This is a genomic window from Candidatus Tisiphia endosymbiont of Stenodema calcarata (assembly GCF_964030695.1).
In the GTDB taxonomy this organism is placed as follows: Bacteria; Pseudomonadota; Alphaproteobacteria; order Rickettsiales; family Rickettsiaceae; genus Tisiphia.
The window spans coordinates 765,916-785,075 of sequence record NZ_OZ034911.1 but is presented as its reverse complement, the minus strand read 5'-3'; the positions used below and the strand labels follow the sequence as shown (position 1 = coordinate 785,075).

Here is a 19,160-nt window from a genome sequence, read left to right as displayed (position 1 = left end):
TGTTTTAGGTTGAAAATTTTTACAGAAACCTAAAGCACTCTAGCGTAAATATAATAATCCCTATGTACTCCTTGAACAATTTCATATTTCTTAAGCAAACCCTCTTTGACAAAATTACATCGTTCTAAAACATTAATTGAACGTATATTGTCATTTATTACAGTAGCTTGGGTTCGAACAATACCAGCATATTCTATAAATCTTAAAATAGCTTTGATAGATTTTAGCATAATTCCTTTACCCCAAAATGCAGGATCAAGATCGTAGCTTATTTCTGCTTTGAGGTGCATTGTAGAAACAGTATTAAACCCAGCCGTACCTATAAGTTTATTATTATCTTTAAGGGAAATACCCCAGTAAAATCCTCTTTGGTGATGAAATAAGCTAGACCAATATTTTAGTTCATCAGCAGCTTGTGGGATAGTTGATGGAATGTTGTTATCTGTCAAGAAAGGACGCATCTCTAATTTACTCATATAACCAAAATAGTCTTCTGAATCATCACTAGTTAATTCTCTCAGCACTATGTTGTCTAGGTCTAACATAGGAAATTGGTGATATATAGAATGATTAAGCATGTGTAGAAGCGATTTTATAATTAATTGGGTCAATTGTATTATTTTCTTCAAAGGCCCTAAGTCTAAGTAAGCAGGAATGACATGTCCCACAAGATAACCCATTAAATGGGTCATAACAAGAAATTGTTTTGGAGTAATCTACTCCTAATTCTAGACCGGTTTTGATAATTTGCCCTTTTGTCATATTTATTAAGGGAGCATGAATGGTAATTCGTGTACCCAATACTCCTACCGCAGTTGCAAGATTAGCAAGCTTTTCAAAAGCGTCTAGGTACTCTGGACGGCAATCTGGGTAATTAGCATAATCAGTTGCGTGTACCCCCATAAAAATATCAAAGGCTCCTATTATTTCACTAAATCCCAAAGCATAACTTAAAAATATAGTATTACGTGCTGGTACATAAGTGATTGGTATATTATCCCCTAAATCACTATGATCTTTATATTTTGGTACTTCTATAGCATCATCAGTAAGAGCTGATCCGCCAAAGCTACGTAAATCAATATTTACAATTTTATGTTGTTTGATATTATAGTTCTTAACTAACTCTTTAACTTTCTCAAGTTCAATATTATTATGTTGAGAATAGTTAAAACTTATGGCATGAATTTCGTAATTCATTTTTTCTATCATTGCTAGTACTGTGGCTGAATCTGCACCGCCACTAACTAAAGCTACTGCCTTCTGCATAAAAATCTCCCATGATTAACCATTAATTCGATATAAGAATTTGTCAATTCTTATCCCAAATTCGGTGAAATTATAGATTGCTTCGTCGACCTATGGTTTCCTCGCAATGACGTTTTATAGGCGTATATGTCTATTAGCGAGCGAACGTACGTGAGCGTGGCAATCTATTTTGCTAAAAACATGATTTTAAAAGATTAAAATCATGTTTTTAGCTTTAGAAAGGTTTAAAATGCATTCGCAAAACCGCTTTAAGAATGCATTTTTCCTTATATTAAAGCTAATTCGGGATAAGAATTAGTTAATTATTATCCCGAATTGGGGTTTGTTATACCACAGGTAAGATTAATTTTTAGCACATCCTGCCACATCTTATCCCAACCTTTGGTATGAGTAATATTAGGGAAAATCTTTTGCTGTATACAATCTGAAGAACTAGCTTTTATATAGCCCTGCATAATTTTACTTGGTACTATTGCATCCTTAGCTCCCGAAAGATGTAATTGTGGAATATTGCTAATTTTTATGGCATAATCTATGGGATTTAATGACTCCTTTAACGCATATATCCCATGATGTTTACTGAAATTCTCAATATCAAGATTACCAGCTATAGTTATTATATCTTTAATATGCTTATTTCTTGCTGCAACCAAGACAGCAACTCCACCACCCCCGGAAAAACCAACCAAACTAGCTGGTTTACCATTACTTATACTATTTATTACTATATTTGTTGATTCTATAACCTCCTTGGCAAGTCTTTTGTCTGTCCAATAGATTTGACTGCAATTGGGGTTAAGTTCTACTGGCGTATATTGGCACGGACGAGCTATATAAACTATATTAGGTCTAGTATCAAGAGCTGCAAGCTTAAGCAACATAACCTTGGAAGGGGTTGGATTGCTAGAAACTGCGTAACGCCCTATACTAATGCTACCATCACCTTCAATATAAAATACGTAAGGGCTATCTTTATCTGAAACACGTTGGTAAGTTGTAATAACAAAATCGCCAGCCTTAACTAGTTTTTTCTCAAAGTTGTTTATTGAGGCTACCTTATCTGCCTCCTTAATCCTAGTATCTATAGATGAAACACACGCAGAAAATAACAGGGATATAGAAAGTAGAACAATTTTAAAAAGGTATCTCATCATCTAGATCACTATGGTCAAAGTTACTATTACCAACTGTGCTTTTTGGTACAATAGAATCTAGGGAGTTAGTCCCACTACCTTTAGAATCTAATAATATAAATTGTGAGTTAAAATTTTGTAGTACTATTTCTGTTGTATATTTTTCTTGACCAAGGTTATCCACCCATTTTCTAGTTTGTAAATTACCTTCTAAATAAACTTTAGTGCCTTTCTTGGCATAATTCTTTACAACAGACACCAAACCTTCGTTAAATACTACTATTCTATGCCATTCGGTTTTTTCTTTCTTCTCTCCAGTAACACGGTCTTTCCAAGTTTCAGAAGTAGCGATACTGAAATTTGCTATCTCTTTACCATCAGCCGTGTGCCTAATTTCTGGATCACGCCCTAAATTACCTATTAATACTGCCTTATTTAAACTACCAGCCACAGATCATTACCTATTTAAAAATTACTATTGCAATAGTAATTCAAAACAACCTATAATGCTACAAGTTTTTTGATAAGTTCCTTAAAAATTTATAACAAATTATGATACAAGAATATATTAAAGTTCGTGGTGCTAAGGAGCATAATTTAAAAAATGTAAATGTTGATATTCCAAGAAATAAGTTTGTAGTAATTACAGGGCTTAGTGGTTCTGGAAAATCTTCACTAGCTTTTGATACTATTTATGCAGAAGGACAACGTAGATATGTTGAAAGTTTATCTTCATATGCTAGGCAATTCTTACACCTTCAGGATAAGCCTAATGTTGAATCGGTCTCTGGTTTGTCACCTGCAATAGCTATTGATCAAAAAACCACATCTAAAAATCCTCGTTCTACAGTGGGTACTATAACTGAAATTTATGATTATTTAAGATTATTATATGCAAGGGTAGGAGTACCTTACTCTCCAGCAACAGGTCTACCAATCAAGAATCAGACCATATCAGAGATGATAGATGCCATTCATAATTTTCCTAAGGGTACTAAATTATACATATTAGCTCCAATTATCAGAGGACAAAAAGGTGAATTCAGACGTGAAATGCTTGATCTTAAAAAACAGGGTTTTGGGCGATTATTCATTAACAATGAAATTTATGAGATAGATAATCTTCCAAAATTTGATAAGAATAAAAAACATAATATTGAAGTAATTGTTGATAGGATTTCTCTAGAAGATGATTTAGGTAACAGGCTTGCAGATAGTTTAGAAATCTCTCTTAAGTTAGCAGATGGTATAGTATATGTTGAAATTGTTGACCTACCAAACGGATTAGAAACCAACCTTACTAAAGGCTCGAAAATCATTTTCTCAGAAAAATATTCTTGTCCAGTTTCTGGTTTTCAAATTACTGAAATAGAACCAAGAATTTTTTCCTTTAATAGCCCATTTGGTGCTTGTCCTAAATGTGAGGGTATCGGCACAGAATTGTGTCTTGATAAAGAATTAATTGTTCCAAATAGCAGAATTAGTATTAAAGATGGAGCTATAGCACCTTGGGGGAAAATATCCTCAAAGTTTTTTTTAGAAACATTAAAAGCTTTAGCAAGTCATTACGAGTTTTCATTAGACACTCCTTTTATAGAACTACCAAATACTGTACAGCAAGTATTATTCCATGGATCAGGTGACGATGTTATAAAATTTCAGTATCATGATGGTTCTAAATCTCAGGTGGTACAGCAACCTTTTGCTGGAATAATACCTAGCTTACAAGAAAAGGAGCGTAAGGCTGATTCTTCTTTAGTAAAAGAAGAATTATTAAAATACAAAGCAGAGTACAAATGCACATCTTGTGAAGGTTATAGACTAAAAATGGAGTCTCTTTGTATTAAAATCGCTGATATGCATATTGGACAAGTATCTACCATGAGTATTTTGCAACTACAGAAATGGTTTAATCAATTAGACAAACAGCTCAATAAAAGACAAATGACTATCGCCGAACGCATATTAAAGGAAATCAAGGAAAGATTACAATTTCTTATGAATGTTGGTCTTGATTATCTTGCTTTGTCTAGAGAATCAGGAACTCTGTCTGGTGGAGAAAGTCAGCGTATTCGCTTGGCATCACAAATTGGTTCAGGGCTTAGTGGTGTGTTGTATGTACTTGATGAACCCTCAATTGGTTTACATCAACGTGATAATGCTAGATTAATAGAAACTCTCAAGAGTCTTCGAGACCTTGGTAATACAGTGCTTGTTGTTGAGCATGATGAAGAAACAATGTACGAATCGGATCACATTATAGATGTCGGACCAGGTGCTGGTATTCACGGTGGACATATAATAGCACAAGGAACAATTGAGGAAATTAAACAATGTCCCAATAGTATAACGGGTAGCTATTTAAGCGGTAAACAATCTATTGAAGTGCCAACAAATACTAGAGTATCACCTGCGGGTAAGGTAATAGCATTAACTGGGGCTATTTCTAATAATTTACAGGATGTTAATATTACAATTCCTCTGAGCAGTTTTACAGCAATAACGGGGGTATCAGGTAGCGGTAAATCAAGTTTAATAATTCATACTTTATATAAAGCCGCTTTAAAATTTTTAGAACCCTCTTCAAAAAATTTTCCAGGAGAATATAAGTCAATTAAAGGTCTTGAATATATTGATAAGGTTATTGATATAAACCAATCACCAATAGGTCGCACACCAAGATCAAATCCAGCAACTTATACTGGTGCGTTTACCCATATTAGAGACTGGTTTGCTGAACTACCAACTGCAAAAGCACGGGGTTATAAAGTTGGTAGGTTTTCATTCAATGTTAAAGGTGGAAGATGTGAATTATGTCAAGGTGATGGTCTGATTAAAATAGAAATGCATTTTTTACCTGATATTTATGTAAAATGTGATGTTTGTAATGGAGACAGATATAATAGAGAAACCCTTGAAGTTAAATATAAGGATAAATCTATAGCTGACGTTCTTAGGATGACAGTTGAGGATGCAATGAGTTTCTTTGCTAAAGTACCACTAATTTACGAAAAACTTGTTACTTTAAATGAGGTAGGACTTGGTTATATAAAAATTGGACAATCTGCTACCACTTTGTCTGGAGGCGAAGCACAAAGAATAAAGTTAGCTAAAGAGTTATCAAAACGCTCAACCGGTAAAACTTTATATATACTTGATGAACCAACAACAGGGTTGCACATAGATGATATTAATAAATTGCTTAAAGTGCTGCATAAGTTAGTTGATATGGGTAATACTGTTATAGTTATTGAGCATAACCTAGATGTTATCAAAACAGCGGATTATATTATAGATGTTGGACCTGAAGGTGGAGATAAAGGCGGTAGAATAGTAGCTACCGGCACTCCAAAGGATATCGCTGCTTGTAGTGAGAGTTATACTGGACAATATTTAAAGCATTATCTAGACCAGTGTTAATGTAGCTGCGATGAGCTGCCATTTTCATTAGCTAAGATTATTAGCGATAATAGATTAAAATGCATTCGTAGAAGTGCTTCAAGAATGCATTTTTCTGATATTATAGCCAGTTTTAATGCATTCGTAAAATGCACTAAAATCGAAGAATGGTGGGGCGTAGTGGATGATTTTAGAACCCAAACCGAAGTAAGAAATGTGATAAACCAGCATCCTTATCGTACATTTGTATAGATGTATCAATTTAATTAATCTTTGGGAGTATCTTGCCTGAATAATTTTAAAGTGTAGATTTGACCCCTTTTGAAAAAAAATTGTAATGTGACTAAAGCCCTAACCTAGTCATACTAAAACCTAGTTAAGATATAAGCTTTTAGAGTTTTAATTTTCAATTCTCATGGGGGCAATTTTACAGCAGGATGCCACATGGTGTACGTTGCGAACTTTTTACCAGTTTAGGTTAGAATTTTTGCAAATCCCTTTAAAGGCTAATTATAACAAAACTCTGCCTTTAACAGGGCTTTTATAGTTAGCCCCAAATAACCTAACTAAAGAGTAAATTTTAATAATAGGGGTAAGGAATTTATGTATGTAATATTTTTCTTAATCAATTTGGTATTCTAGTACTACTTTTTTGCCACAAAAGGTCATAGAGATTTTAATGATCTTTTTGACATGTTTGTGTTCTCTTATCTTAGTGTCATATTGTTTATCTATAATTTGCTTTAAGCCCATTTTGGCTACTGAAAGCAAATCTTCTGCATTTTTAGCAATCTTATACTCAATAATAATTGCTTTATCTTCTCTACCAGCTTTGGGGATCATGATAATATCAGCTCTACCACGACCTGACTCTTGTTCGCTTGCTATTATGTAACTAGGGGCTAACATGTTAACAAGCCCTAGCATAAAGCCACTATAAAATAATTCTGCCTTTTTCTCCCCTGTTTGGTAAAAACTGGTAGAATTTACCAACAACTCTTGTAAACGCTCTTTAAATTCCTCTACTTTACCTGCTGGCAATAAACTGATAAAAGAGTAATATCTAGAACTATCAATTTTTAGCTGATCAGTTACCCATTGTAGAACTCTTGTTTCATAAATATATTTTACTTCATAATTAGGGATAGATAGCTCATAAACATTCTTTTCCGGTATTTTGGCAGTAGGGTTTAAATAACCACTGAACAGTAATAAACTGAGTAATCCTATTGGTTCATTGATATCAGCAAAACTTATTTGTTTGGTAATAGGTGAGATAATACTTCTCCCGGCAGCTAAGCTCTGTAAATCTTCTTGCATTTCATCGGATAGCAGTATTTTATCTATTAAAGCTGTTCCCCCACTATCAAGCCAATAATGATCGAGCTTACCTTTGTGTGCTAAACATTGCATGATTGACCATGGATTATAAATTACCTCTCCACCAAATGTATAACCATTATACCAGTCTTTAATCTCTTCATGACTGGTTTTGGTAGGTACTTTAGTCAATAAATCATCAACTTCTATTTGGGTAAAGCCATAAGACTTAGAAAAATCATCATCAAGTAAGGTATATTCACTAACATTATTTAAATCAGAAAATAAATTAGCTTTAGCAATTCTTAATATGCCAGTTATTACTCCTCTTTCTACACAAGTATTACCTTTTAGGCTGCTGCCAAACATCCCACGGAATATCTTTAGTACATCATCAAACTCTTTTGATTTATTGCCAAATTCAATGTATGAACTATTAATTGGTGTATCATATTCATCGATTAATATATAAGCTTTTTGGTTAAAATGTTTGTAAAGTATTTCACTTAAAAACCTTAAACTATCCTTAAGGTCTTCTTTATCAAGATTTCCTGTAAAATATTGGTTTAATTTTTCCTTTTGTACATCATCTAGTAAATTCTTATTGTCTGCTATATAGTGTTTTAAATAGCGATGGTTAGAGAACAATCTTATAACCTGATTCCGTATACCGTTTTCAATTTCTTGGTAACTGCTGCCCTTAACATCCTTAAAACTTATAGAAATAACCGGATAATTACCTTGTTGAACCATAGCGTATTCATTACTATTAATCTTTAAAGGTTTTAGAGTCCTTTTACCTTTAATACCTAAATCTACTATGCCTCCAGTAAAGAGTTTATGATTTACTCTCTTTTCTTGTGCTAAAGGCTTGCCGTCCTGATCCACTTCTATTTCAAAAAACTTCTTGAGCATGTCCATATTAAGGCTTTTACCCCAACGTCTTGGTCGAGTGATTAATATAACATCTCCACTATCTTCTAGGAATTCTTTGATCATTAGACTTTTGTCAATAAATACATCGCTATTTAACAATAATGTTTTAAAGTCATCAGTACCTACCCTCATTCTAGGGGGCTTGCTACTCTCAATAATATTAATGTTCTTGAGATTTGTCTTGATATCAGAAAGTTTGTTAATCATATTACTTGATATTTTAGTAGTTTGTTGATTTCTTTAATATTTCAACTAGTAATCAGAGCTATATGCTCAGATGTCATATTTTTTTAAGTAAATTTTTAGCTATAGCAATTTTTTCTTTTCCTCTCCGCTAGTTTCTGCAGCTTGTTCAATCTTTTTGGATTGAGAAAATGGGAAATAGCCATACTAGATAATCAAAATTATATCAATCATGTTATACGATAAAGTATAGCACATAAACTATAAAGCACTAAGTAATATAATGCAGAAATAGCATGAATTCTATAATTGCTAAAAAGATTGCTTCAAGGATGAATGCAAAAGGACAGACATCTCTAGTACACTACCTTTTTAGCTTTTTTTGGTGATTTAGCTCAAATTGTTTGCATGGTATACAGTAGACTTCTTTCGAAACTCTACTTCTGCTGGTGATTTGTACGTCGATGCGGTACTCGAATCCTCACGTACATTAGAGTACGCTGCGGTTCGAGGTGAAGCGTCTCCTTCAAATCCCTCAGCATAAGCGAGTTTCGAAAGAAGTCTATTGACTTCAATATCTATTCTATCATACTTTTAACTTACAATTGCTTCGCTTACGCTCGCTAATAGACACTGTGGTATAGGTATTTGTAAACTTTCAACAGTTGTGCCACTTTGTGGCTTGCGATGACAATTATTTGTTTCTGTAATTTAGTATTTTCTATCATTAGTTGTGACTTTTAAACTGCCTTGGTTCAACATTTCAATAAAAATACTTGCAATTTCTAAAATACTTCATATAATGTGCTGGATTTTTAATAAAAACCGTTTGTACCGGTAATATTAGTTTATCAAAATAAAAAAAATAACTTTAAAATATTATAAATTATGGCAAAAAATAAAAACTTCAATATTGAACAATACCTAAAACTTACTAATAATTTAGAGGAGCAGGAGCCTAATAGTAATGATGTTAACATATTAAGTAAGTTGATAGAAGAAATACGAAATCAAATGTTTGGGCAGAAGAGCGAAGAATTGTATAAAAATGCACAACGATACTATGATACTGAACGTGCTTTAGAATTGATGGAAAATAATAATGAAATAACAGTAACTTTTGACAATGTACTTGGCATATCAGTTACACTAACAAAAAATGCAGCAAAACAAATAAAAACAGAAGTTGAACGGAGCGTACAAGCTATAGAAATTAAAAAAGAACTGATAAATAGTTTATGGCAGAAATTTGAGCAAGACAAGAGTCATGCTCCAAAAATATATAGTGAGAATGCGTTAAATGAAGTCTTAGAATATTTAGGTTATGAAGCAGAAGATTTAGTGTTAGCACCATTTAATAGTTTACCTAATGCTCAGCCCCAAGTGCCAATGCATAATGGTTTAAATGAACAAGATGAGTTTGGAACTATGGCGATCTATAATCGTGAGATTGCACTCGGTGGATTTGCTGGTGGTTTTAATGACGCTCACGTAGGAAATCATCAGTTCAATAACTTCAGAGATGATGAAGACGCCTTAGATAGTTTATCCAATGCTCGAGCCCAAAGACCAATGCATAATGATTTAAATGAACAGGATGAGTTTGGAACTATGGCAATCTATAAGCGTGGGGTTGAGCAAGGTAGATTTGGTGGTGATTTTAATGATGCTCACGCAGGAAATAATCAGCTTGATACCTTCAATGCTGAGCAGGGTAATGCTTTTAATGGTTTAGATCACACCCAAGCGAATTATTTTCTAAAAGAAATGAAACTTTTATTTAGACCAATACCTGCTCACTTACATCAGTTCAAAAAACATTGTGAATCTAAGTTTTTAGAATATTATACATATGGTAATATTAGTAGTATTCAGAGTATAATAGACAGTGAATGCATGCTAGAATACAGAGCAAAGATTACACAACAGATTATTTCCTTAAGAAACTCCTGTTTTAATGATCAATCTTTCCATCATCCGAAGCAAAAGCCTGTTGTAGAGGAAACCCCATTGATTTCAGGTATGGCTGGTATACAATTGCAACAACCGCTCGTACCAAAAGCTAGAACAAGCCTAGCACAAAGCAAGCCTCAAGAAGCTGCAATAACTCAACCACGTAATTTAGATGAAGAAGTGGAAAAAGTAAAAAAATGGTTTAAAGACAACAATCTATCGGAATTAACTAGTTTCAGCACACTGCTTTTAAAGAAATATTATCAAGATCCTTCACAAAAAAGTAATTTGGATAAAATCTGTGATAACGATAGAATTTGGGGTACAAACAGACAGAAATTGATTAGTCTTATCACAGGCGAATCGATTGTACGTGAAAATTTTCTTTTAGAACTTGAAAAAAATGACCTAAAAGTTTCTAGTAGTACAGAAAAGGCTATTATGCAATTCCTAAATTCAGGAAAGCCATTAGATTGGTCTAGCATAAACGAAGAGCCACTGGTACAGATATTTATAGAGCAAGAACTCTGTAAATACCAAGCACTAAAAAATACAGGAAAAGCAAGAGAGTACACTATGGATTATAAAGCATGGCAACATGCAAATGAAACAACAACAAATATAGCGGCAAGGGTAGCAACAAACAAACTACAGGCAGAGCAAGTTGCCGAACAAGCAAAAATCCAGCAATTGTTGAAAGATTACCCTAATACAAAACTAGTATTCAAGCAACTGCAAGAGTTAAATCTAGGTTACTCACAGGTCGATAGAGTTGTAAAAAAGATAAATGAGTTTCTTAACAATCCAAACAGTGATGAACAAACTTTTAACGCAGAATTATCAACGGCATTACTATCAAATTACTCAGATGATGAGTTCAATCTTGTAAATAAAATATTTACTGCTACTATTTCATATAAAGAAAGATATGATCACAACGGTAATGCAGGCTATTTAAACGAAGATGTAGGTCATAATGCAGGTTATTATTACGATCACGATGATTATACAATAAATTTATTAGGGGAAGAGGGAATTTAAAAGTCATTTTTCACTTTTGATGCCATCCCCGCGAAAGCGGGGATCTAGCAAGTATTTAAGCTTGGTTTGTAGTTTCATTTTATCTATAGGCTTCGCTCCATCGAATTCAAGTTATAAATACAAAAAACTTCTTAATAAAAATTTGTATAAAATAAAATAATACCACCATGCACGAGCATATAACTAAACTCAATAGCATAGAATTAGGCAATTTATTTTCTATAGAGAATATTTTAGAATTATTATCAATAGGCTTATAAATAAATATTATCAGCTTTGCTAAATACAGTGCAGAGAATAGCGTACTTAAAGCTAGTACTACCATAACTAATATTTGATTTTGTTCTGCAGCAGCTAACATAATATAAAATTTACTAATAAAACCACCAAAAGGAGGAATGCCTATTAAGGATAAACTGGCAATGAGTACCATAAAGCTAGTTTTGGGCATTTCTTTAGCAGTACCTATAAGATCAGAGACTTGGTTGGTATTCTTTAAGCTATAAATACTTCCCATTCCATAAAATAAACAGATTTTAGTAAATGAATGTGAACATAAATGTAGGATAGCAGCTCCCATAGATTTTGATGTAAACATGAAGCTACTAAGTAAAGCTATAGATAATTGGTTAATGGTAGAATAGGCTAATATCTTCTTAATATTATCACTCTTTAACGCTTTAAAAGAACTATAAATTATAGTTATAATTGGTAAGAAAATAACCCAGTTAAGTTCTACAAAAAGAGATTGTAAATATTTAAGACCAAAAATATACATCAGAATTTTATAAATGCAAAAAAGTCCAGTTTTAACAACTACCACAGCATGTAGTAAGGCACTTACTGGGTAATGTGCTACCATCGCGGCTGGTAACCATTGATGTACAGGAAATAAAGCTGCTTTTGATATACCAAAAATAAACATTAATAACAAAATTATTGTTTGATTCTTGGAGAAATAATACTTGATAAAACCTTGCGATGTAAAATCTCCATGACCTGCTTTAGCATAAATAATTATTAGTGCTGGCAAGAATAGTAATGTCCCTGAAATCATTAATATTTTTAAATATTTATAAACCCCTGCCATAACTTTATCTCCACCACTGTGACCAATTAGTGGAGCAGTTGATAATGTTAATAGTTCATAAAAAATAAACATAGTAAAAAGATTTGAAGATAATGCTGCCATCCCGCCAAATAACACACTTAGATTAAGGAAGAATAGAAAACGACTTGAATTATCGATATTATTGATTGCCAAATATTTGGTTGTATAAATTAAAGCACAAATCCATAAAAAGCTCAGCAAAGTTAAAAAAATGAGACTGAGTGCTTCTAAATGCAGCCCTATAGAAAAATTACCATATATGTTTATTGACAGATTTGCTTTTACGCCTTTCAGAAACAACCAGTCAATAATTAAAATATTGACAAAAAAGAAGCTGCTAATAGTAATTAATAAAGAGTTACGGGTGTTATTATTACTATTACTGATAAGGGGAACTACTAAATTTAGGATAGCTAGCAGTAAAGTCGATAAAATCAAAAAACTAGGGGTAATAGCAGAATACATTACTGCTCTCCGAGTGTCTGTAACTCAGGGGTATTTGCACTTTTCCCGATATTGTGTCTGCAAGCAATGGAAGCACTATATCTCATATCGTTTTCATGACTCCTAAAAAAGGTAAGAATATTGGTAGAAAAAATTGCATTATACTAATAAAAATTAGTCCACAATACTTAGTGTTCGATTTTAATTGTGTATAATCGTAGTGATCCCAACATAGTTTTCTGGCAATTTTATAATGATAAAGTAACGACATAGCAGAACTTATGACAACAATAACAAACTCTAACCACATATTTTCAACAATCAACAACTCGAAAATACTAATCTTAATGAAAAACATGCTACTTATTGGCAAACCACAGCTGTAAATTAGACTAAAAACTACCAAAACACGCCATAACATACTAAACGGTTTCGAAATATCAGAATAAGCAATGATCAGAAATAAAGCGATCTTGTTAAGGCTATCAGCAAACAAAAAGGGAAATAACAGTGGTTCACCTCTAGGAATAACTAAAAGCAAAAACATATAACCAATTTGCACCGCCGAAGAATATATAACAATATTTCTGACTCTTTGGCTTCTGCAAGCAAAATATGTACATAAAATAATAGTTGCCAAAGCGATTAAGCTGATAAAATGTGATAGATACTTAATGATCACATTGTAATCAATAGTAAAATGAATGAACCTCAAGATTATATAAATACCAATTATACTGGATATACTAGCAAGATATGTCAGAATAACAGGAGCAGCTGAACTATAGGTCCTGATCATCCAAAAATGCATAGGAAAAAAAGCTGTTTTTAGTATAGAGCCAATGAGAAAAAAACTAATGCCTAGCATCACTATTTTGGAGTCATAATGCGTCTTAAGAAGCATTAGATATCTTGCAAAATTCGCTTCTGCTGAGGAATTTAAAGGAGCCACGGAACGCAGAACCGGAGCGACATCCAAATTACCAGCAGAAGTAGAATTTTGCAAGATATCTGAAACATCTAACATATTAAGGCTGCCTGTGCTGCTTAATAAAAATCCAATGCCTATTAATATCAAAGTAGCCCCGACAGTACCAAGCATAAGATAATCGAAAGCACCGATAACAGCCCTAGGATTATTGCCCTGTGCCATTAATACATAGCTACTTAATGAAGATATTTCAATGAATACATAAAGATTAAAGAGGTCATTAGTACTTACAATACCAAGATAGCCGCTATGGGCAAATAATAAAACTGCATAAAATAACGATTGTCTTTTTCTATCAAGAAATCTAAGTATGGTATTTGTAACCAATTTGTTACAAAAGATTAGAAAAAATAATAATACGCAATTAATATAGATAATTATAGGTTGGTTCAGATAGTCTAGCCGATATTCAATACCTATAGGGGCATGCCAATCACCAAAATTATATGATACGCCCTCTTTATTAATTACAGATAAACCGTAAATACTTAAAAATAAACTTAGTGCAATCGATATAACTGCTATAATTCGAGTAGCTAGCCTATAGCGAAAAGTGAGTATTGAGAATAACGCTCCAAAAAATGGTAGCAATACTTGCAGAGCGGGAAAATGTTTAATTAATGTCATTCACTTCGATCATTAGTCGTTTCGCTAAAATTAATCTCACCTTCTGATATAGTATTAAATTGCTTAGAAATACGGTAAATCAAGCTAAGACCCAATGATAAAGTAGCAAACCCAACAACAATAGCCGTGAGCATTAACACCTGAGGGAGTGGACTTGAATAGCTATGTAGTATTGTACGTTCAATTGGTACAATACCTCCATTTACCTTACCAAGCATAAGGTAAAAAATTAGCACCGAACTTTGCATTACACTAAGCCCAATAATTTTACGAACATAATTATCACTAGTTAACATTATAAATAAACCACTAACTAATACTAACAGTGTAAAAAAATATAAAATTTTTGAGATATATATAGTTTCTAAAAACATTATTACTTAACTTAATTAATAGACTTCCTGCATATAGTTAACCCGAATAACATTACACCAAATTCACAAACGTCATTGCGAGAAGCTAGTTTAGTAGCGACGAAGCAATCCATAAAAGTAACCAAAAATGGATTGCTTCGTCGACTCACGTTTCTTCGCAATGACACCGGTTCACTATGGCTAAATGTTAATCAGGTTAACTATTTAGCTATAAGTTTAATACGGCTTAAATGCTTCATTAAACACACATACTATTTTTTTACCATGACGTATTGACAGCTTGTGAAATACTTGTTCAATAATCACCATATTAGCGTTATCTTGTGAGAGTCTATAATTTACCATCGACTCTCTAAGAGCTTCATCAACTGCAAAAATAGCTGGTAACTCAGCATTTTTATCTCTGAATTGTAGGTAAGTATACACTCCATCATCAAAAATTTTAATTGGTGCAATCGATTCATTACCACTTATGGAATAATTAAAATTATATTTTTCAGGATGCGATAAATCAAGGTTAGCTGAAGATGTAACGTAATTTTGTAAGTGATCTCCAGAATTCTCATCATCAGGATAAATAAACCTTAAATTAAAAACCATATCTGGATCTCTCATATCTAAGGCTTCTGTAGCATATAGTTCAAAAAAGTAAGTTCGCTTATTAGTAATAAGCGTCATGTTAGTTGTAGCATCTTGTTCCATCGGTTTAATGAAGATCCTATGACCCGCTGGTACTATTTGCCAAGAAGTGGTGTCTCCCATGGAAATACTAACTATTTCTTCATCTTTTGCTAGCTCTATACTAGCCTGATAACCATAATATCCAGTAAACTTAAATACATCATCAGGACTATAAACCATTACCCTAATTCTACTATCAATCGGCATTGGTCTAGATTCCCTAACGGCTAACGCAGTATTTACAAAAAATACTACTACAAAAAATATTATTAGTTGCTTCATCTTATTTTTTTACTTTTATCTTCTATTAACTTAAGTTTGTAACCAGTGACAGCAAAATTAAATCTTGAGTTAGGCGGTAGATGTATATTAATTGCATCTATTTCAAAATTTATTGTAGCTTGCCACACCATATTTTCTAAAATATCATTAGAAGCGTTTTTTGCCAAAGATGTAAATGTAACTTCAGCCTTATTATTTTTATGATAAACCACTGATGATATATTAACAGAACGCTTTAAGGACTTTTGGTAACGCATAACTGGAGACAATGGATTGTCAATATTCATAAAATTGGCAAATTGTCTAAATATTATACGCGTAGAGTTATTCTGCATAAATATATACTGAGGACGAAGTAAATCATAGTCATATGATTCTCTATGTATAACGTAATTTCTAATCATAATATCTGCAATAGAATTAATTGCATTATGCTTAATATGATTAGCGTTAGTTATTGTTGCACTTTTAAGGGATTTAGCACTAATTGCGTATCTCACCTGACGCTTTACTGGTAATAAAGTCTCAAAATTAATCACCACACTTAGAAATAATACAAAAAGAACTACACTAAATATCAACAAAAATGTTCTGTGTACAAGTGGATATATATATTTAAAATTATACCATCTTTTAGCATCAACAAAATATTCACCAGACTTAATATATTCTTGAACAGAACTTAACACCTTATCCATTAGCTTTAAAATAATTGCTTACCTATATCGGATTCTAACACATATTAGAAAAGATGTTATAATTTTTTATAAAAATTATTCTTTTAGCCTGTTCAAAAAGCTAATTTTGTGTCTACAATACCAATAAAAATCGTATTAAGAATAGTCAAATTAAAAAGAGTATTTGACTCAAGAAATGTTTGTTGTTATAAGCTCTGTGTATACTAAGTGTACACTTATACACTAGTATTTAATGATGGGGCGTAGCCAAGTGGTAAGGCAACGGTTTTTGGTATCGTCATTCGGTGGTTCGAATCCATCCGCCCCAGCCATTCTCCGATTTTAGTGCATTTTACGAATGCGTCAAACGGTGGACGCAAGGTATAGTCTAGCTTCTGACCGTTTAGTTTGAGGTTCTTCTTTACTAACTTCACCACCAAGTCTTAAATCAATTAATGAATCTAGCTTGCTTTCGATCTTTGTATGTTATTTCTTTAGGTAAACAAAGAATATGCAAGAAATTCTAACTAGGAATATGCGTTTTTTCTTGCATTTTACGGGAGATCCATACAAGGTTATGTTATAAATATTGGTCATTTTAGAATGTTATTGATAGATGTAAGTAAAAAATGACTTGTGTGAGATACGAGAACAATTTATAGGGGAATAAAAAAATTAACTTTTATATTTAGTAACATATTTTATTATGCTAACTCCTATGTAAAATAAAGGAGTACTACATATTGTGAAGAAAAGTTTAAATGAATAGCTGTTCACTATAAGTGACCACATACGATCTATTGGTAGCACTCCAAATATACTCATGAAGCTAATAACAATACAAGTATCTATAAATAGCGAAATTGCTGTACTGCCATTGTTCCTAAGCCATAGCCATCTACCATGAGTGACTTTACGTATCCATAAATAAATTGTAATATCAATAAGTTGAGCAGTGTAACAGGCAATAATTGAGCCTATGAAAGCAATACTATATAACCCAAAAACCTTATGAAAAGTTATATTATCGATTTTAGACCATTCTGTGGCATTTAACCTATCCATTATTGCTATAATTAATACAACAATTATATTCATAGCTAGTGCAAGTTTAACACAGAAATTAGCTTTGGTTTTCCCATAAAATTCAACAATTAAATCAGTAAGTAAAAATGTTAATGGGTATGTTATCGCGCCTACAGAAAGTTCAAAAGTATAAAAAGGTAATATTGGTAAGAAAACAAACTTTTGATATATTAAATTACCTATTACAATGAGAATTGCAAATAATACGCATATAGTAATATAAATTTTTTCATCTATGGTCATGTTTTTGGAATCATAAATTAAGAATATTTTGAGTAAAAACTATAATTTAAAATAAATAAGTTTACCTAAAATTCAACTTATAAAATTATTTATATATGGTAAAGCTTGTTGTATTATACTGCTTGTAAATGAAGAGTTGGTAGACGATAGAATCAAAATCAACAAGTGCTAGGAGTGTTCAAGCCGAGGAGCACAGCGTACATTAGTACGTGAGGAGTGGAGATCATAAAGTACGACGACGTGATGATTAGTTTTCGGAAATGGTATAAGTCCCGTAATTAAGGTTAGTTCATTAGACTTCTTTCGAAACTCTACTTCTGCTGGTGATTTGTACGTCGATGCGGTACTCGAATCCTCACGTACATTAGAGTACGCTGCGGTTCTGCGTTCCGCGTCTCCTTCAAATCCCTCAGCATAAGCGAGTTTCGAAAGAAGTCTATTAGATATCTTGCAAAACTATACTTCTGCTGGTAATTTATTCATGCTTCCGGTACTCTGCTCCTCACGTACATCATCGTCCGCTGCAGGTCGAGATTCTGTGGCTGCTTTAACAACTTCATCATGCTTCGGCTTCTTTGTAGCCATTGTAATAATTTATTATGAGTTTTTTTGTTTGCTAGGCTTGAGTACCAAACACATTAGGTTGTATATGTTTACTCTTAGTAGGTATAATTGCCTATATACTTGTTCAATAAATGATTTTCTAGCAATTGACAAGCTTATTTTTATTTGTTAGCATCAAAGACTACCATAATATTATTTTAAAAACAAATTCACTACAACTAGAATATCAAATATGCAATCTCAAGATACTAACGATTTACGTAAAATAGCTGATATTATTAGTACTAAGCTAAGTGAAAATGATATAGCAGCAACAACATATTATAGATTAAAAGACCCTTGTTCTGCCTTAAATAAGATGATACTAAAGACTAACGAATTAACGGATCTAGTGGCTTTTAGATTTATAGTTGATAAGCTAGAATATTGTTATAAAGTGTTGGACATTATCTGTGGCATCTATTCTGTTAAAACAACAGAGAAAAAGAACTATATTGATTATCCTAAAGATAATGGTTATCGTTCCTTGCATATTGTTACGAGTGTCGGCAACCCTAGACGTGATGTGGAAATGCAGGTACGAACCAATGAGATGCATGATATAGCAGAATTTGGTACAGCAAATCACGATGAATATAAAAAGACGCAGGCAGTAAAGATAAGAGAGTTACTGCCTACTGGTATATTGAATGTAGCTGATATTAATACTGAGCTAAATAAAGCGTACGACATCTTTACCCATTTTAATTGGACTATACAAGAACTTATTGATTATGAGCAAACAATTATAAATCTTTATCGTATTTATCAAGACAACTTGCGTAAAGTATGAAGTGCATAGTGTTA

16 protein-coding genes and 1 tRNA gene are annotated in these 19,160 nt (G+C 32.6%); 5 read left to right on the top strand and 12 right to left on the bottom strand.

Annotated elements, in window-relative coordinates; all coding sequences use genetic code 11:
* Positions 1 to 29: 29 nt before the first annotated feature.
* The 4 genes from ACQH1W_RS03590 to ssb form a co-directional block, all read right to left on the bottom strand.
* Positions 30 to 578, bottom strand: a complete 549-nt coding sequence (locus tag ACQH1W_RS03590) for a GNAT family N-acetyltransferase (protein ID WP_341762315.1) — start codon at positions 576 to 578, stop codon at positions 30 to 32.
* On the bottom strand, positions 571 to 1,269 hold the full coding sequence (gene queC, locus ACQH1W_RS03585) for a 7-cyano-7-deazaguanine synthase QueC (protein WP_341761175.1): 699 nt from the start codon (positions 1,267 to 1,269) through the stop codon (positions 571 to 573). The genes ACQH1W_RS03590 and queC overlap by 8 nt, the downstream gene beginning before the upstream one ends.
* A gap of 305 nt (positions 1,270 to 1,574) precedes the next feature.
* Positions 1,575 to 2,423, bottom strand: coding sequence for an alpha/beta hydrolase (locus tag ACQH1W_RS03580; RefSeq protein ID WP_375333005.1), 849 nt, complete (start codon positions 2,421 to 2,423; stop codon positions 1,575 to 1,577).
* Positions 2,404 to 2,853, bottom strand: a complete 450-nt coding sequence (ssb, locus tag ACQH1W_RS03575) for a single-stranded DNA-binding protein (protein ID WP_341761173.1) — start codon at positions 2,851 to 2,853, stop codon at positions 2,404 to 2,406. The genes ACQH1W_RS03580 and ssb overlap by 20 nt, the downstream gene beginning before the upstream one ends.
* Before the next feature lie 101 nt (positions 2,854 to 2,954).
* On the opposite strand from ssb, the gene uvrA reads away from it, so the two are divergent.
* A complete protein-coding gene (gene uvrA / locus ACQH1W_RS03570; protein ID WP_342278619.1) occupies positions 2,955 to 5,822 on the top strand; it encodes an excinuclease ABC subunit UvrA in 2,868 nt (955 codons plus the stop codon).
* Positions 5,823 to 5,906: 84 nt separating this feature from the next.
* Positions 5,907 to 6,053: a hypothetical protein gene (locus ACQH1W_RS03565; RefSeq protein ID WP_341762310.1), complete on the top strand. Its 147-nt coding sequence runs from the start codon at positions 5,907 to 5,909 to the stop codon at positions 6,051 to 6,053.
* 369 nt (positions 6,054 to 6,422) lie between these two features.
* Here the strand turns inward: ACQH1W_RS03565 and ACQH1W_RS03560 are convergent, their stop codons facing one another.
* Positions 6,423 to 8,264 (bottom strand): AAA family ATPase, encoded by a 1,842-nt coding sequence (locus ACQH1W_RS03560; RefSeq protein WP_341762309.1) that lies wholly within the window; start codon positions 8,262 to 8,264, stop codon positions 6,423 to 6,425.
* 864 nt (positions 8,265 to 9,128) lie between these two features.
* Between ACQH1W_RS03560 and ACQH1W_RS03555 the strand changes: the two genes are divergently transcribed.
* Positions 9,129 to 11,234 (top strand): hypothetical protein, encoded by a 2,106-nt coding sequence (locus ACQH1W_RS03555; RefSeq protein ID WP_425360923.1) that lies wholly within the window; start codon positions 9,129 to 9,131, stop codon positions 11,232 to 11,234.
* A 106-nt stretch (positions 11,235 to 11,340) separates the two neighbouring features.
* Here the strand turns inward: ACQH1W_RS03555 and ACQH1W_RS03550 are convergent, their stop codons facing one another.
* The 5 genes from ACQH1W_RS03550 to ACQH1W_RS03530 form a co-directional block, all read right to left on the bottom strand.
* Entirely contained in the window at positions 11,341 to 12,810 is a 1,470-nt protein-coding gene (locus tag ACQH1W_RS03550; RefSeq protein ID WP_375333007.1) for a proton-conducting transporter membrane subunit, read from the bottom strand.
* An 82-nt stretch (positions 12,811 to 12,892) separates the two neighbouring features.
* The gene (locus ACQH1W_RS03545) at positions 12,893 to 14,407 is read right to left on the bottom strand and encodes a proton-conducting transporter membrane subunit (RefSeq protein WP_410521684.1); all 1,515 of its coding nucleotides are present in this window, start codon (positions 14,405 to 14,407) and stop codon (positions 12,893 to 12,895) included.
* Entirely contained in the window at positions 14,404 to 14,760 is a 357-nt protein-coding gene (locus ACQH1W_RS03540; RefSeq protein ID WP_341763417.1) for a Na+/H+ antiporter subunit C, read from the bottom strand. The genes ACQH1W_RS03545 and ACQH1W_RS03540 overlap by 4 nt, the downstream gene beginning before the upstream one ends.
* Positions 14,761 to 14,997: 237 nt before the next feature.
* Positions 14,998 to 15,744, bottom strand: coding sequence for a P-type conjugative transfer protein VirB9 (gene virB9, locus ACQH1W_RS03535; protein ID WP_341762305.1), 747 nt, complete (start codon positions 15,742 to 15,744; stop codon positions 14,998 to 15,000).
* Complete coding sequence (locus ACQH1W_RS03530; protein WP_341762304.1) at positions 15,741 to 16,442, bottom strand: VirB8/TrbF family protein; 702 nt, start codon at positions 16,440 to 16,442, stop codon at positions 15,741 to 15,743. The genes virB9 and ACQH1W_RS03530 overlap by 4 nt, the downstream gene beginning before the upstream one ends.
* 236 nt (positions 16,443 to 16,678) lie before the next feature.
* Here ACQH1W_RS03530 and ACQH1W_RS03525 point away from each other — a divergent pair.
* Positions 16,679 to 16,753 (top strand) — tRNA-Gln (locus ACQH1W_RS03525).
* Positions 16,754 to 17,096: 343 nt separating this feature from the next.
* On the opposite strand, the gene ACQH1W_RS03520 is transcribed toward ACQH1W_RS03525, so the two are convergent.
* Positions 17,097 to 17,750 (bottom strand): queuosine precursor transporter, encoded by a 654-nt coding sequence (locus ACQH1W_RS03520; protein WP_341761044.1) that lies wholly within the window; start codon positions 17,748 to 17,750, stop codon positions 17,097 to 17,099.
* A 456-nt stretch (positions 17,751 to 18,206) separates the two neighbouring features.
* Positions 18,207 to 18,335, bottom strand: a complete 129-nt coding sequence (locus tag ACQH1W_RS03515) for a hypothetical protein (protein WP_341762303.1) — start codon at positions 18,333 to 18,335, stop codon at positions 18,207 to 18,209.
* A 211-nt stretch (positions 18,336 to 18,546) separates the two neighbouring features.
* Between ACQH1W_RS03515 and ACQH1W_RS03510 the strand changes: the two genes are divergently transcribed.
* Entirely contained in the window at positions 18,547 to 19,146 is a 600-nt protein-coding gene (locus ACQH1W_RS03510; RefSeq protein WP_375333008.1) for a bifunctional (p)ppGpp synthetase/guanosine-3',5'-bis(diphosphate) 3'-pyrophosphohydrolase, read from the top strand.
* Positions 19,147 to 19,160 lie beyond the last annotated feature (14 nt).